This window comes from Methylocella silvestris BL2, assembly GCF_000021745.1.
GTDB classification, from domain to species: Bacteria; Pseudomonadota; Alphaproteobacteria; order Rhizobiales; family Beijerinckiaceae; genus Methylocapsa; species Methylocapsa silvestris.
The window spans coordinates 1977310-1993096 of the sequence record NC_011666.1 but is presented as its reverse complement, the minus strand read 5'-3'; the positions used below and the strand labels follow the sequence as shown (position 1 = coordinate 1993096).

Sequence of the window (15787 nt, the reverse complement as noted above, 5' to 3'; positions counted from 1 at the left end):
GGAAAAAATGCTACATACAATACGACGTTTGCAGCGTGATCCGCGCTTCTCGCTGCGCTCGCCGCCTCAGGCGGAAACGATCACCTTCAGCGCCTTGGTGTCGGCCGCTCGCGAAAATGTGTCATAGGCGTCCAGGATATGATCCAGCGTGAACCGGTGCGTGATCAGCTGTAACGGATCGAGCTTTTTCGACTGCACGGTCTTGAGCAGCATCGGCGTCGTCACGGTGTCGACGAGCCGCGTCGTGATCGTGATGTTATGCGCCCACAGCCGTTCGAGGTGCAGATCGACCTTGACGCCATGCACGCCGACATTGGCGATGACGCCGCCCGGCGCGACGATGTCCTCGCACAGCAGGAAGGTCGCAGGAATGCCGACAGCCTCGATCGCCGTATCGACGCCAATCCCTCCGGTCAGCGCCTTGACCGCCTCGGCCGCCTTGCCGTCGCCGCTGTTGATTGTATGCGTCGCTCCGAAGCGGCGCGCCACATCGAGGCGGTTGTCGTCGAGGTCGATCATGATGATGTCGCCGGGCGCGTAGAATTGCGCGGTGAGCAGCGCGGCGAGGCCGATCGGGCCCGCGCCGACGATCGCGACGGTGGATCCCGGCTCAACCTTTCCGTTCAGCACGCCGCATTCGAAACCGGTCGGCAGGATGTCGCTCAGCATCACCAGCGCCTCTTCGTCGGCGCCGGCCGGAATGCGGTAGAGGCTGGTGTCGGCGTGCGGCGTGCGCACATATTCGGCTTGCGTCCCGTCGATTTCATTGCCGAGGATCCAGCCTCCGGTCGTGCAATGGGAGTAGAGCCCGCGCCGGCAATAGTCGCATTTGCCGCAGGACGAGATGCAGGAGATCAGCACGCGGTCGCCTGGCTGAAAAGCGGTGACGCCGGCGCCGACGCTGTCGATGATTCCGACGCCCTCATGGCCGAGAATCCGCCCCGGCGCGCAGGTCGCCACGTCGCCCTTGAGAATATGCAGGTCGGTGCCGCAGATCGTCGTTTTGACGATTTTGACGATGGCGTCGCCGGACGCCTCGATCTGCGGTTTCGGGCGCTCCTCGAGCGCCTTCTGCCCGGGACCGTGATAAACGAGCGCTTTCATGATGTCTCCTCGGGGCGGTGCGCCGCCCACATCGCAGCTAAGCGCATCGGCGGCGAATCCGCCATGACCTTCCTCAAGGCGTTGCGCACAATCCGTTTCTGGCCAAACGCCAGTCTGACGCGAAAAGCTCGATTTGCCGCCCGGCGGAGGCTATGCTGAGAGCTCCAGGCGCGTGGGATGTGCGGAAAAAGGTCATATCCGCGCGGCTGCGGGATTGTTTTCAAAAATGCGTGTCGACGATGATGGTCTGCCCGAACATGCGCCCTTCCTCAGCGACGAGGCGGCGCGGGGCCTGAAGGCGGCGGGGGCCGGCGCATGGCGCTGGCGCCCCGCGACGGGCGCCGTCAGCCTCTCGCCGCTGGCGGCGGAGCTGCTCGGCGCCGAGGCGGCGACGCTCGACTATGCCGGCTTCCTCGCTCTCGTCGCCGCCGAGGACCGCGCGGGCGCAAACGCCGCCCTGCGCGCCGGCGCGGCGGCGCTGGCTCCTTATGATTTCGACTTCGCTCTGGCGCAGGCTTCGGCGGGAGCGCGAATCCGGGCGCGCGGGCGTTTCATCAGTCAGGGCGGGGACGTCGAGGCGGTCGGCATTCTGATCGCCGCGCGATGGCCGAAGTCGAGCGAGGAGGCGGCGAGCCGGCTCGCCGCCATTGTCGCCTTTTCCGATGACGCGATCATCGGCGAGACGCCCGAGGGCGTGATCACCGACTGGAACAGGGGCGCCGAGACCGTGTTCGGCTACAAGGCGGAGGAGATTATCGGCGACACCATCGCCATTCTCGCGCTGGATGACCAGCGCGACGAGATGATGAAGATCCTCGAACGCATCAGGCGCGGCGAGCGGATTGAGCATTTCGAGACGCGGCGGCGGCGCAAGGACGGCGAAATCATCGACGTTTCGGTCTCCGTCTCGCCGGTCTGGGACGAGGCGGGCCATCTCGTCGGCATCGCCAAAGTCGCCCGCGACGTCACGACCGCCAAGCGCGCCGAGATCGAGCTCCGCGAACGCGAGGCGCATCTGCGCTCGGTGCTCGACACCGTTCCGGAAGCCACCATCGTCATCGACAGCTCAGGCGTCATGCAGTCCTTCAGCGCCAACGCCGAGCGGCTGTTCGGCTACAGCGCGAAAGAGGCCATCGGCCGCAACGTCAGCCTGCTGATGCCCTCGCCCTATCGCGAGCAGCATGATTCCTACCTCGACCGCTATGCGCGCACCGGCGAGCGGCGGATCATCGGTCTTGGCCGCGTCGTCGTCGGGCTGCGCAGGGATGGCTCGACCTTTCCGATGGAGCTCGCCGTCGGCGAGATGCAGTCGGGCGAACGCCGCTTTTTCACCGGCTTCGTTCGCGATCTCACCGAGCGGCAAGAAACCCAGCAGCGGCTGCAGGATCTCCAATCGGCGCTGGTGCATATCTCCCGCTTCACGGCGATGGGCGAGATGGCCTCGACCCTCGCCCATGAGCTCAACCAGCCGCTGACCGCCATCGCGAGCTATCTCAACGGCTGCCGCAGGTTGCTCGACGCCGACAGGGGCGGCGACAAGGTCGCGATGGTGCGCGACGGCGTCGAACGGGCCGCCGCCCAGGCGCTGCGCGCGGGACAGATCATCAAGCGTATGCGCCAGTTCGTCGCCCGCGGCGAGAGCGAGCGGCAGGTCGAGAGCCTGCCGAAACTGATCGAGGAGGCGAGCGCGCTCGCTCTTGTCGGCATCAAGGAGACCGGCGTGCGCGTCGGCTTCGCTTTCGATCCGCGCGTCGCTTTCGTGCTGGTCGACAAGATCCAGATCGAGCAGGTCATCCTCAATCTGATGCGCAATGCGATCGAAGCCATGCTCGATTGCGCGCGCCGCGACTTGACGATCGCCACGGCTGAGCTCGCCGGCGACATGGTCGAGGTCAGCGTCGCCGACACGGGGCCGGGCATTTCGCCCGATATCGCCGCGCAGCTGTTTCAGCCCTTCGTGACGACAAAGCCCGACGGTTTGGGAATTGGCCTGTCGATCTCGCGCACCATCATCGAGGCGCATGGCGGCCGCTTGTGGGTGGAGCCCAATCCCGGCGGCGGGACCGTGTTTCGCCTCACCCTCAAGGCGTTGAGCCGCGAGGAGATGAGCGATGGCTGACGCCGTGGTCCATCTGATCGACGACGACGAGGCGGTGCGTCAGGCGCTCGGCTTTCTGCTCATGGCCTCGGGCTACGCCGTGCGGGTCTATGAGTCTGCGGCGGTCTTTATCGAGGGGCTTGCCGAAGCGCAGCCGGGCTGCGTCGTCACCGACGTCCGCATGCCGGAGGTCGATGGGATCAAATTGCTGCGTCTCATGAAGGCCAAGCGCAGCCGGCTGCCGGTGATCGTCATGACCGGCCACGCCGACGTTCCGCTGGCCGTCGAGGCGATGAAGGCGGGCGCCGTCGACTTCCTCGAAAAACCGTTCGACGACGAGAGCCTGCTGGCGGCGATCCGCCTCGCGCTCGACCGGCAGGCGCGTGACGCCCGGATCGAAGATGAGTTCGCGACGATTCGGGCGCGGCTCGAACATCTCTCGCCGCGCGAGCGCGAGGTGCTGGACGGCCTCGTCGCCGGGCTGCCCAACAAGTCCATCGCCTATGATCTGAAAATCAGTCCCCGCACGGTGGAAGTGCATCGCGCCAATGTCATGACTAAGATGGGCGCGGCGAGCCTGTCGGACCTGGTGCGCATGGCCTTTGTGGTGCGCTCGGGATCGCCGAGTTGAGCAATTTAAAATGACGGTGATTTTAAATTGAATCGGTCTAAACTGATCGAACCAGGTCTTTCCTAAGTATTTGAAGCATAATGCTGATCCGAGAAATCTGCGGCTATTCGGCGCCGCGCTCTGGCGCGTCGCAAGCGCGCGTCGGACGGCGCTTGCGATGTGGCCTGTTGCGCTGAATCAAGGCGCCCCGGGGCGTTGCCGATTATTTTTTTTTCCATGATTACGCAATGCGGCGTCGCGCCCGACGCTGGAGCTTCTTTCATGGCTAACGCGGAGCGTCTCGTTCTGATCGCCGACGACGATCAGGGCGTGCGAGACGCGCTGCAATTCGCCTTGAAACTCGAAGGGATCGACGTGCACGCCCACAGCGGCCCGGCCGAGCTTCTGGCCGACGCCGATGTGCAGCGCGCGGGTTGTGTGATTCTCGAGGACAGCATGCCGCATATGGACGGGTTGGAGCTGCTCCGGCGGTTGCGGGCGCGCAACAACCGGTTGCCGGCAATCATGCTGACCAATCACGCGACCCCCGGATTTCGCCAGCGAGCTGGGGCGGCCGGGGTTCATCTCGTTCTGGAAAAGCCGCTGCTCGACACGGCGCTGATCGATACGCTGCTGGTCATTCTCGGCGACGCCTGAGGGCGCCAAAAGATACGGCTTCGCGGCGCGGATACGTATAATCCCCTAGAACAATTGCGAATAGGCCGCGGCGACGCCCGGAGCTACACGAAGAGACGCGATCTCTTCAGAGGTGGAGCTCCTATGTCGGCGACGTTCTCGGCTTTTTCGGATCCTGCATTTTCGATGCGCCGCGCCGTTCCGACGCGGCCGTCCTGGATGGCCACCTCCGCGCCTGAAAAAATCCCGGCCGGCGCCGCGTCCGGCGGCCAGTTGCTCCATGTCGCGCCGGACGCCGAACTCTACGCCGACGGCGCTGAAAGCGTCTCCTTCTACAAGGTCGTCAGCGGATTGGTGCGCACTTGCAAATTCAGGAGCGACGGGCGCCGCCAGATCGACGCCTTTTATCTGCCGGGCGACTCCTTCGGCTTCGAGGATGGAGGCCGCCACCGCCTCTCCGCGGAGGCGGTGTGCGAGACCTATGTCGTGGCCTATCGCTGGCGCGGCGCCGAGGCGCTGTCGGCCGGCGACGCCGCGCTGGCGCCGCAGCTGTTGTCGCTCGCCCTGCAGGGGATGCGGCGCGCGCAGGATCACGCGCTGCTGCTCGGGCGCCGCAGCGCCTCCCAGAAAGTCGCGGCCTTCCTCACCGACATGATCGACCGCTCCGTCAATGACGAGGTCATCGAGCTCGCCATGTCGCGTCAGGATATCGCCGATTATCTTGGCCTCACCATCGAGACCGTGTCGCGGACGCTGTCCCAGCTCGAACGCGACGAGATGATCGCGCTGCCGAGCGCGCGCCGCGTGCGCGTCCAAGATCGCCTTGGCCTGCGCCATCTGAGTTCTTGAGCCGGCGGCGACGCCTGCCGGCCGATCCAACGCCAATCGCCCCACGCTGAGTTTTGCGTTATCCTGCGCATCGCCATCCCGACGAGCGAAGCGGCCCTGCATGAACAAGCAGCTTTTTCCTCAGCCTGTTGGTCCCGCGGTGGTCAAGCCGCCAGAGGCAGACGGCGCCCAGTTCAATGCGCTCGACAGCGCGCTGCACGCTGCCGAGGGTAATTTTTCCGGCGGCCTCTCGGTTTGCGCGCATTGGCTCGCCTTCCTCGACTGGGGCGCGCATCTTGCCAATGCGCCGTTTCGCCGACTCGAACTGGCGCAGGCGGCGGCCCGGCAATGGCGTCGTTTCGAAGGCGCCGTCAGTGGCGAAAGGCCGATCGAACCGCCGGCGGGCGATCATCGCTTCAACGACCCAGCCTGGCGCGACCCGCCCTTCAACGCGATCTCGCAAGGCTTCCTCCTCGCCGAGGAATGGTGGGCGCTGGCGACCAAGGGGGCGCGCGGCGTCAACGCCGACAATCAGCGCATCGTTTCTTTCGCCATGCGCCAGTTGCTTGACGTCTGGTCGCCGTCGAATTTTTTCTGGCTCAACCCCGAAGCGCTCCGCGCGACGATGAAGTCGGGTGGCGTCAATCTCGTCCATGGCGCCGAAAATCTCCTGACCGATTTTCAGGAATCGGTGACCGGGCGTCCCTGCGGAGGCGATGGATTTCGCGTCGGGCGCGATATAGCCGCGACGCCGGGCAAAATCGTCTTCCGCAACGAGTTGATCGAACTCATCCAATATGCGCCGACGACAGCAAGCGCGCATCCTGAGCCGGTGATGATCGTTCCGGCCTGGATCATGAAATATTACATTCTCGACCTGTCGCCGGAGAATTCCCTCATCCGTTTCCTCGTGGCGCAGGGCTATACGGTGTTCGCCTTGTCCTGGCGCAATCCCGGGCCGGCGTTCCGCGATTTCACGCTCGACGATTACCGCGTCAAGGGCGTGATGAGCGCGCTCGACGCTGTGAGCGACATCTGCGGCGAGGCTAAAATTCACGCCTGCGGCTATTGCCTCGGCGGCACCATTTTGACCATTGCGGCGGCCGCGATGGCGCGCGACGGCGATGAGAGGCTCGCCAGCGTCACTTTGTTTTGCGCGCAGACCGATTTCACCGAAGCCGGCGAATTGAAGCTGTTCATCACCGAGGATCAGCTCGCTTTCCTTGATGACGTGATGCGCGCGCAAGGCTACCTCGACAGCCGCCAGATGGCGGGGGCGTTTCGTCTGCTCCGCTCCAATGATCTGATCTGGTCGCGCATGACGCGGTCCTATCTCATGGGCGAGCGCGAACATCCGAACGACCTTCTGACCTGGAATGCGGACGGCACGCGCTTGCCGGCGCGCATGCATAGCGAATATCTGCGCCGCCTCTTTCTCGACAATGATCTCGCCGAAGGGCGGTTCTTGGTCGCGGGCAGGCCGGTCGCAATCAGCGATATCCGCGCGCCGCTGTTTGTGGTGGCCACAGAAACGGACCACATCGCGCCCTGGCGGTCCGTCCACAAGATCGAGCTCTTAAATGACGCCGACCTGACCTTTGTTTTGACGTCGGGCGGCCATAACGCCGGCGTGGTGAGCGAGCCCGGTCACAAGCATCGGCATTATTCGATCGGCCGCCGCAAGGTCGGCGCGCTCTACATCGGGCCGGACGATTGGCTCGCCCAAGCGGAGCGATGCGAGGGCTCGTGGTGGCCCGCCTGGTGGGAGTGGCTCGACGCGAACTCCGGGCCGCGCGTCGCGCTTCCCGCGATGGGCTCCGTGCATTATCCGGCGATCGCGGACGCGCCCGGTTCTTACGTGCTTGAGGATTGACGCGGGGCGGCAAGCTTCGACGCCCAATTCTCAACACATGGCGGGATCGCTGTCGCCATGGCCTCCGTCAGCCTCACGGAAAATCGAGAACCATCCGTCCCTCGATCTCGCCGGCCTTCAGCTTTGCGAAAATATCGTTGATGTCTTCGAGCGGCGCCCGCGCGATCTGCGCCTTGACCTTGCCCTCGGCGGCGAAGGCGATCGCCTCGTCGAGGTCGCGGCGCGTGCCGACGATCGAGCCGCGAATCGTGATGCGCTTCAGCACCACCTCGAAGATCGGCGTCGGGAAGTCGCCGGGCGGCAGGCCGACGAGGCTCACGGTGCCGTTGCGGCGCACGAGACGAATGGCTTGGCCGAAGGCCGGCGGCGAGACGGCCGTCACCAGCACGCCATGGGCGCCGCCGCCCGTCGCCTTGATGACTTGCGCCACGGCGTCCGGCTCTCGCGCGTCGATGGCGATGTCCGCGCCCGCCGCCATGGCGAGGTCGAGCTTTTCGGGCGCGATGTCGAGCGCGGCGACATGCAGGCCCATCGCTTTGGCATATTGGATGCCGACATGGCCAAGCCCGCCGACGCCCGAAATGGCGAGCCATTCGCCGGGCCTTGCTTCGGTTTCCTTGATGCCCTTGTAGGTGGTGACCCCGGCGCAGAGGATCGGCGCGATCTCCGCGAAGTCGATATTCGTCGGCAGCTTCGCTGCGAAGGGGGCGGCCGCGATCACATATTCAGCGAAGCCGCCGTTGACGTTATAGCCTGTGTTGTGTTGATGCTCGCACAAGGTTTCCCACCCTGTTTCGCAATATTCGCAGCGCAGGCAAGAATCATGCAGCCAGGCGACGCCGACGGCGTCGCCCTCTTTAAGATCGGTGACGCCGGGACCGAGAGCCGCGACGATGCCTGCGACCTCATGGCCCGGAATGAACGGCGGCGCGGGCTTGACCGGCCAATCGCCATCGGCGGCGTGCAAATCGGTGTGGCAGACGCCGCAGGCCGCGACCTTGACGAGAACCTCGCCGGGTCCTGGCGTTGGGATGGGCGCGTCTTGGATCACGAGCGGCTTGCCGAATTCGCGCACGACCGCGGCCTTCATCATCCTGACCATATCGGGCTCCTTTGGTTGCGCTGAAGGATAGGGGCGGGGGCCGGGGCAGCCTTGACGCTAATCAACGCCGGCTCAGCGCTCCTTCAGGAACATGTGATAGGCGGGATTGGCGGTCTCGTCCTCGTAAGGGTAGCCGAGCGCCGCCAGTCTTTCATTGAGCCGCGCCCGCTCGCCCTCCGGCGCCAGCACGCCGACCAACACGCGGCCGTAATCGGCGCCGTGATTGCGGTAGTGAAACAGAGTAATGTTGAAATCGACGCCGAGGCAATCGAGAAATTCGCGCAGCGCGCCGGGGCGCTCGGGGAATTCGCAGCGCAAAATGAGTTCGTCGCCAAGCCCGCTGGCGCGGCCGCCGACCATGTAGCGCACATGCAGCTTGGCGGTTTCATCGGCGCTGATGTCGAGCACGCCATAGCCAAGGCTTTCGAGCTCGGTGATGAGCTGCGCCTTTTCTCTCTTGGCGTCGTGCAGCCGGAGGCCGACGAAGACATGCGCCTCGCCGGCCCCGGCATAGCGATAGTTGAACTCGGTGATCGTATGCTTACCGAGCCGGGCGATGAAGCTGCGATAGCTGCCGCGCTCCTCCGGGATCGTGACGCCGAGCAGGATCTCGCGCGCCTCGCCGATTTCGGCCCGTTCGGCGACGTGGCGCAGCCGGTCGAAATTCATATTGGCGCCGCTGTTGATGGCGATGAGCGCCCCGCTTCGTTGCGGATTCTTCAGCGCATAGGCCTTGAGCCCGGCGAGCGACAGCGCCCCCGCGGGTTCGGCGACGACGCGGGTGTCTTCGAAAATATCCTTGATGGCGGCGCAGATCTCGTCCGTGCCGGCGAGCAGAACATCGTCCAGCAGTACGCGGCAGACGCGAAAAGTCTCGACTCCGACCTGGCGCACGGCGACGCCGTCGGCGAAGAGGCCGACTTTTTCGAGCACGACGCGCTCGCCGGCTTCGATCGCGGCCTTCATCGAGGCGGCCTCGATCGGCTCGACGCCGATCACCTTCGTCTCGGGCCGCAGGAATTTCACATAAGACGCGATTCCAGCGGCAAGGCCGCCGCCGCCGATCGGCACGAAGATCGCCTCGATCGGTTCCGCATGCTGCTGCATGATTTCCATGCCGACGGTGCCCTGGCCGGCGATCACGTCGGGATCGTCGAAGGGGTGCAGGAAAGTGAGGCCGCGCTCGGCTTCGAGCGCGCGGGCGTAGGCATAGGCCTCGTCAAACGCGTCGCCTTTCAGCGCCACCTCGCCGCCAAAGAAGCGCACCGCGTCGATCTTGATCTGCGGCGTCGTCACCGGCATCACGATCAGCGCCTTGACGCTGAGCCGCTTGGCCGAGAGCGCGACGCCTTGCGCGTGATTGCCGGCCGAGGCGCAGATCAATCCGGCCGCGCGCGCCTTGGCGTCGAGCCGCGCGATCTTGTTATAGGCGCCGCGGATCTTGAAGGAAAAGACCGGCTGCAGATCTTCCCGCTTCAGCAGCGCATTGCAGCCGAGGCGCCGGCTGAGCCGGTTCAGCCGGTCGAGCGGCGTGATCGAGGCGACGTCATAGACGCGGGCGTCGAGAATTTTTCGGACATAATCGGTCAAAAAGGGGTTCCGTCGGCTCGGGCAGGAGCGTCCAAAGCGACGCGCCGCCGCGAGCTTACGGCTCAGCCGGTATTGCGCAAGCCTGCGGCGACGCCATTGATGGTGATCAGGATCGAGCGCAGCGTCTTGTCGTCGTGCTCGCCGGATCTCCAGCGGCGCAGCAGTTCGACCTGCAGATGGTTCAGCGGCGAAATATAAGGGAAGCGGTGTTTTATGGCGCCGGCCAGCGCTGGATTGTCGGAGAGCCGCGTCGAGACGCCGGTGATCTCGTTCAGCGCCTTGGTCGTGCGGGCCCATTCCGCCTCGATCGAGCCGAACACGGATTTGGCGAGCTCCTGATCGGGCACGAGCTCGGCATAGCGCCCGGCCAATCCCATGTCGGCCTTGGCGAGCACCATGTCCATGTTCGACAAGAGCGCGCGGAAGAATGGCCATTCGGCGCCCATGCGCCGCAGCAGCGCCATGCGCTCGGCGGGCGCCTTGGCGACAAATTGCTCGACCGCCGAGCCGAAGCCAAACCAGCCCGGCAGATTGATGCGCGCCTGACCCCAGGAAAAGCTCCACGGGATCGCGCGCAGATCTTCGATGCGCCGGGTCGATTTCCGCGAGGCTGGGCGCGAGCCGATGTTGAGTTCGGCAATTTCAGCGATCGGGGTCGCGGTGAAGAAGTAATCGACGAAACGCGGATTGTCGTAAATGACGGCGCGAAACGCCTTCATGCTGGCTTGCGACAGCTCCTCGGCCGCGTCGAGGAATTCCTTGGGCGCGGCGCCTGCGGACGGTAGCAGCGTCGCCTCTATGGTGGCGGCGACGAGTGCTTCGAGATTGAGGAGGCCGATCTCCGGATTGGCGTATTTCGAGGAGATCACCTCGCCTTGTTCGGTGAGCCTGATCTGGCCCGCGACGGTGCCGGGAGGCTGGGCGAGGATCGCCTGATAGCTTGGACCGCCGCCGCGCCCGACTGTGCCGCCGCGGCCGTGGAACAGGCGCAGCGCGATGCCGTCGTGCTCCTTGAACAGCGCGGCGAGCGCGGTCGAGGAGCGGTAGAGCTCCCAATTGCTGGTGAAGAAGCCGCCGTCCTTGTTGCTGTCGGAATAGCCGAGCATGATTTCCTGCTCGGCGCCCGAGGCCCGCGTCAGCTCGGCCACCCCTGGCAGCGCATAAAAGCCGCGCATAATTGTCGCGGCGTTGCGCAGATCCTCGATTGTCTCGAACAGCGGCACGACCATCAGCTCGGCCGACGTCCCCGGCTCGCCGAGCACGCCATGAACCATGCCGCACTCTTTCTGCAAGGCGAGCACTTCGAGCAGATCGCTGACCGTTTCGGTGTGGCTGATGATGTAGTGGACGACGGCGGGCTCGCCGAAGGTCCGGCGCGCGTCGCGGGCGGCCTCGAAAATTTCGAGCTCCTCCTCCGTGCGCGGGCTGTAGGTCACGCCCGGCACGCGCAGCGGGCGCGGATCGCGCAGAAGGTCGATCAGAAGATTTTGCCGGGCGTCTTCGTCGAGGGCGGAATAGTCGGGAACGATGCGGGCGACCGACATCAGCTCCTTCAGCGTTTCCTCGTGCCTGTCCGAGCTTTGGCGCAGATCGACCGATGCGAGATGGAAGCCGAACACATCGACCGCGCGGCGCAGCGGTCCGAGCCGGCCGGGGACGAGGGCCGCGCCATGGTTGGCGCGCAGGGAATCCTCGATAACGCCCAAATCCGCCTGCAACTCGCCGGCGTTGGCGTAGGGCTCTCCCGGCGCGACGGCGTGGCGCAACGCCTCGCCGCCGGTCAGCAGGGTCAAGGTCGACGACAGGCGCGAATAGACGCCAATCAGCGCGCGCCGGTAGGGCTCGTCGTCGCGGAAGGGATTTTCGTCGCCGGATTTCTCGGCGAGCTCCTGTAGCGCCTCCGCGCAGCCGAACAGCCGGCCGGAAATCGACAGCTCGGCGCCAAGCTCATGGATCTCGCGCAGATAGTGGCGCAGCGCTGTGTCGCATTGGCGGCGGAGGGCCAGTTCGAGCGTTCCCGCGTTGACGTTCGGATTGCCGTCGCGATCGCCGCCGATCCACGACCCCATGCGAAAGAAGCTGGCGACCGGAAGGCTGCCGAGGCGCTCCTCGATCCGGGCGTAAAGCTGCGGGATCTGCTTGAGAAAAGTCATCTGGTAGAAGGCCAGCGAATTTTCGATTTCGTCGCGCACGGAGAGCCGCGCATAGCGCAGCAGCCGCGTCTGCCAGAGCTGAGCGATGCGGGCGCGCAGCATCATCTCGTTTTGCTTGCGCGGCCTTTCCCCGCTGAGGGTTTCGCGGGCGAGCAGCAACTGCGCGATCGCCCGCTCGGCGTCGAGCAGGCTGCGGCGCTGCACCTCCGTCGGATGGGCGGTCAGCACCGGCGAGACGCGGGCTTGCGCGATCGCTTCGGCCACCGCCTCAGGCGTGATCGAAGCGGCGGCGAGAAGCTCAAAGGTCTTGTCGAGCGTGCCGCCGTCGTGCTCGTCGGGGCGCTCGGCCGCCTGCGCCGCGCGCCGGCGGATATTGTGCCGATCCTCGGCGATATTGGCGAGATGGGCGAAATAGCTGAAGGCGCGGATCACGGCCATCGCCTGCTGCGGCGTCAGCGAGCGCAAAAGCTCGTTCAGCTTGAGCTCGGCGTCCGGGTCGGCATGGCGTTCGAACTCGACGCTGAGGCGGCGCGCCTGCTCGACAAGGCCGAACGTGTCCTCGCCTTCCTGCTCGCGGATGGTGTCTCCGAGGATCTGGCCGAGCAGGCGAATGTCGTCGATCAGCGGCCGCTCGATCGTCGAGGCGCTATTCGCCGAAATAGGGTCGAGAACTTTCGTCATCAATGCCTCGTCAGGGGTGGGCAGCCGCCCGAACGGGCGGCGGCGTGCGCGCCGTTTGAGCGGATCGGACGCGAAGCGGGCAGTTTCCTCTAAAGACCTAAGGGATGTCCCTTTTCTCCGCGGCGCACAAGCAGCGTAGCCCGTTTTCTGAGCAATTCAGGCGCCACGGCAGCGCTTGGAGGAGGGCCGATTGACAAACGCCGCGTTCGTTCGAAAGATGATTGCAAAAGAAGAAAGCGTAAGTCCGCCTCAGGACGCCCAAATGGCCGCCCGCGCCGGACTAGGAGGCGTCGCCATGACCGGACAGAAGGCCGCAGGACCGCGCTCGATCGCCCTTATCGGCCCGCAGGGCGCGGGCAAATCCACCCTTTTTGACGCCCTGATGGCCGCCGCTGGCGCGCCGCAGAAGCGTCAAAGCGAAGCGCGCGGACGATCCGTCGCCGCCGAGGCGCGCCTCGGTCATTGCGCCTTTCTCGGCGAGCGCTGGTCGATCCTCGATTGCGCCGGCTCCGTCGAATTCGCTTTTGAGACCGAGGCGGCGTTGACGGCGGTCGATCTCGCCGTCGTCGTCGTCGAGCCGACCGCCGAGCGCGTCGCCAATCTGCCGCTGCTGCTGAAATCGCTCGAACAGCACGGGCTGCCGCATTTTATTTTCATCAACAAGATCGATTCCCTGGCCGGTTCTTTCTCCGATCTCATCGCGGCGTTTCAGGCCCATTCGGCGCGGCCGCTGGCGCCCCGGCAATTGCCGATCCGCGCTGGCGACGCCGTCATCGGCTATGTCGACGTCGTCACCGAGCGCGCCTATCGCTATGGCGACAAGCAGGAGGTCCAGCCGATCGAACTGCCCGCCGCCATGATCGAGGCTGAAAGAGAAGCCCACGAAGGCCTTGCCGAGGCGCTCGCCGATCAGGACGACGCGCTGATGGAGAAGATCCTCGAGGATATGGCGCCCACCGCCGACGAGCTTTACGCTCACCTCTCGAAGGATCAGGCGAAAGATTCGATCGTCGAGGTGCTGATCGGCTCGGCGAGCCGCGGCCATGGCGTGTTCAGGCTCTGGAAAGCGCTGCGTCACGACGTGCCGCTCGCGCTCGAAACCGCAAGGCGGCGCGGCGTCGAGGGCGGCGATCAGCCGGCGGTGCAGATTTTCAAGACCGTACAGGCGGGCAAGCTGTGCTACGGCCGAATCTGGCGCGGCGCCCTGCGCGACGGCGCGACGCTCGGCGGCGTCAGGGTCGGCGGCATCTATCGCTTCGCCGGAACCGATTCCGTGCGCGCGCCGGAGGCCGACGCCGGCGAACTCGTCGCGCTCGGGCGCCTCGACGGCGTCTCGACCGGGGCTTTTCTCGGGGCTTCGGACAATGAGCCCTTTCCGGAGCCGCCGCCGCCGGTCTATGAGCTCGCGATCGCGCCAAAAGACCGCAAGGATGATGTGAAACTCTCGGCCGCGCTGGGAAAGCTCACGCAGGACGATCCCTCGCTCAGCGTCGAGCACAGGATCGAGACCGGCGAGACGATCCTCAAAGGGCAGGGCGAAATCCATCTGAACGTCGCCATCGAACGCTTGAGTTCGATCTATAATGTCGAGGTCGCGGTCAGCGCGCCGAAGATCGCCTATAAGGAAACCATCCGCCGCGCCGTTTCGCAGCACGCGAGGCTGAAGCGCCAGACCGGCGGCCACGGCCAGTTCGCCGACGTCAAGCTGGAGATCGAGCCGCGCCCGCGCGGCGCCGGGTTTCTCTTCACCGATAAGATCGTCGGCGGCGCGATCCCGCGAAACTATATTCCGGCTGTGCGTGAGGCCGCCGAGGAGGCGATGCAGAAGGGTCCGCTCGGCTATCCCGTCGTGGACGTCGCCGTCACGCTCGTCGACGGCACGTTCCATGCGGTCGACAGCTCCGATATGGCGTTCCGCACCGCGACCCGCATGGGCGTGGTGGAGGGGCTGGCCAAGGCCGAGCCGTTCCTGCTGGAGCCGGTGGATCATGTCGTCGTCAGCGTGCCGAACGCGTTTACGGCGGCGGCGCAGCGCCTGCTCAGCGGGCGCCGCGGCCAGATCATGGGCTATATGGAAAAGCCCGGCTGGCCCGGCTGGGACGACGTGGAGGCCTTGGCTCCGGCCGCCGAGCTGCACGACCTCATCATGCAGCTTCGCTCCGACACAATGGGCCTTGGCGCCTATCGCCGCCGCTTCGATCATCTGTCGGAGGCGAGGCGCTAGAGCAGATTTCGATCGGATGGAATCCATCCGATCGAAAAGAACATGCTCAGACTGTTGATTCTGAAGCGCTCAAAGAAGCCCGCAAGAGAAAGTTGGCCATGCCGCTGATACGCATCGATCTCGTCGCGGGCCGCACCGACGACGAGCTGAAAAAATTGCTCGACGCCGCGCATGACGCCATGTTCGACGCTTTTCATGTTCCGGCCGGCGACCGCTATCAGATCGTACAGGAGCATCCGGCGTCCCGAATGATCATTGAAGACACCGGCCTCGGATTCGCGCGGACGGCCAAGGTCGTGGTCGTTCAGGTGACGACGCGGCCGAGGCCGCGCGATCAGAAGGTCGATTTTTACGCGCGGCTTGCGCGCTACCTGCAGGAGCGCTGCGGAATCGACCCCGCCGATCTGATGGTCTCCTGCGTCGAAAATACGGACGAGGACTGGTCGTTCGGCTTCGGCCGGGCGCAGTTTTTGACGGGCGAGCTATAGAAGCGCGCCGCTTGGCTGAATCCGTATGACTTCCGTCATTTTGTCGGCGTGGCCGGGACGAATCTGCCGCCAAACGACGGAAAAGCGCGACCGTCGCATCGGACCGATCGCGCTTCAAAGAATTGGCGGCCTCTTGACGTCCCTAATCGACGACCTTCGTCGCCGGCCTGTCGTCGCCGGCGGCGCGCTCGACTTTCCATTTTCCTTTTTCGGTCTCGTATTCGATTTCCGCGGTCTCACCCGGCGTGCGCTGCTCGGCGGCGGCGCGCTTGGCTGCGGCGAGCGCGGCGGCGTGGCTGGCAAAGGTTTCCGAATAGACGCCGTCGAATGTATAGGCCCAGCCGCCGTCGTGCTCGACGACCTGGTAGGACACTGTGCTCATGAGGCGCTCCTTCATTGT

Annotated in this window: 12 protein-coding genes; 7 read left to right on the top strand and 5 right to left on the bottom strand. The window is 65.2% G+C overall.

Going from position 1 to position 15787, the window contains the following annotated elements:
* Positions 1 to 66 precede the first annotated feature (66 nt).
* Positions 67 to 1104 (bottom strand): zinc-dependent alcohol dehydrogenase family protein, encoded by a 1038-nt coding sequence (locus MSIL_RS09315; RefSeq protein ID WP_012590842.1) that lies wholly within the window; start codon positions 1102 to 1104, stop codon positions 67 to 69.
* 226 nt (positions 1105 to 1330) lie between these two features.
* Between MSIL_RS09315 and MSIL_RS09310 the strand changes: the two genes are divergently transcribed.
* From MSIL_RS09310 to MSIL_RS09290, 5 genes are all read left to right on the top strand, one after another.
* Entirely contained in the window at positions 1331 to 3223 is a 1893-nt protein-coding gene (locus tag MSIL_RS09310) for a PAS domain-containing sensor histidine kinase (protein ID WP_012590841.1), read from the top strand.
* Positions 3216 to 3833 (top strand): response regulator FixJ, encoded by a 618-nt coding sequence (gene fixJ / locus MSIL_RS09305; protein WP_012590840.1) that lies wholly within the window; start codon positions 3216 to 3218, stop codon positions 3831 to 3833. Before MSIL_RS09310 ends, fixJ begins: the two co-directional genes overlap by 8 nt.
* 261 nt (positions 3834 to 4094) lie before the next feature.
* A complete protein-coding gene (locus MSIL_RS09300; RefSeq protein WP_012590839.1) occupies positions 4095 to 4469 on the top strand; it encodes a response regulator in 375 nt (124 codons plus the stop codon).
* A 123-nt stretch (positions 4470 to 4592) separates the two neighbouring features.
* Positions 4593 to 5297, top strand: coding sequence for a helix-turn-helix domain-containing protein (locus MSIL_RS09295; RefSeq protein ID WP_012590838.1), 705 nt, complete (start codon positions 4593 to 4595; stop codon positions 5295 to 5297).
* Positions 5298 to 5397: 100 nt separating this feature from the next.
* Positions 5398 to 7149 (top strand): PHA/PHB synthase family protein, encoded by a 1752-nt coding sequence (locus MSIL_RS09290; RefSeq protein WP_012590837.1) that lies wholly within the window; start codon positions 5398 to 5400, stop codon positions 7147 to 7149.
* A gap of 73 nt (positions 7150 to 7222) precedes the next feature.
* On the opposite strand, the gene adhP is transcribed toward MSIL_RS09290, so the two are convergent.
* The 3 genes from adhP to ppc form a co-directional block, all read right to left on the bottom strand.
* Positions 7223 to 8251 (bottom strand): alcohol dehydrogenase AdhP, encoded by a 1029-nt coding sequence (gene adhP, locus MSIL_RS09285; protein WP_012590836.1) that lies wholly within the window; start codon positions 8249 to 8251, stop codon positions 7223 to 7225.
* A gap of 72 nt (positions 8252 to 8323) precedes the next feature.
* Positions 8324 to 9841 (bottom strand): threonine ammonia-lyase, biosynthetic, encoded by a 1518-nt coding sequence (gene ilvA, locus MSIL_RS09280; RefSeq protein ID WP_012590835.1) that lies wholly within the window; start codon positions 9839 to 9841, stop codon positions 8324 to 8326.
* A 62-nt stretch (positions 9842 to 9903) separates the two neighbouring features.
* A complete protein-coding gene (gene ppc, locus MSIL_RS09275) occupies positions 9904 to 12675 on the bottom strand; it encodes a phosphoenolpyruvate carboxylase (protein ID WP_012590834.1) in 2772 nt (923 codons plus the stop codon).
* Between the two features lie 295 nt (positions 12676 to 12970).
* On the opposite strand from ppc, the gene MSIL_RS09270 reads away from it, so the two are divergent.
* Together MSIL_RS09270 and MSIL_RS09265 are read left to right on the top strand one after the other, a co-directional pair.
* Complete coding sequence (locus MSIL_RS09270) at positions 12971 to 14899, top strand: elongation factor G (RefSeq protein ID WP_012590833.1); 1929 nt, start codon at positions 12971 to 12973, stop codon at positions 14897 to 14899.
* A 98-nt stretch (positions 14900 to 14997) separates the two neighbouring features.
* The gene (locus tag MSIL_RS09265; protein ID WP_012590832.1) at positions 14998 to 15387 is read left to right on the top strand and encodes a tautomerase family protein; all 390 of its coding nucleotides are present in this window, start codon (positions 14998 to 15000) and stop codon (positions 15385 to 15387) included.
* A 142-nt stretch (positions 15388 to 15529) separates the two neighbouring features.
* Here the strand turns inward: MSIL_RS09265 and MSIL_RS09260 are convergent, their stop codons facing one another.
* Positions 15530 to 15769 carry a DUF2188 domain-containing protein gene (locus MSIL_RS09260; RefSeq protein ID WP_012590831.1) on the bottom strand — a complete coding sequence of 80 codons (240 nt, stop codon included), beginning with the start codon at positions 15767 to 15769 and terminating at the stop codon, positions 15530 to 15532.
* Positions 15770 to 15787: the final 18 nt, after the last annotated feature.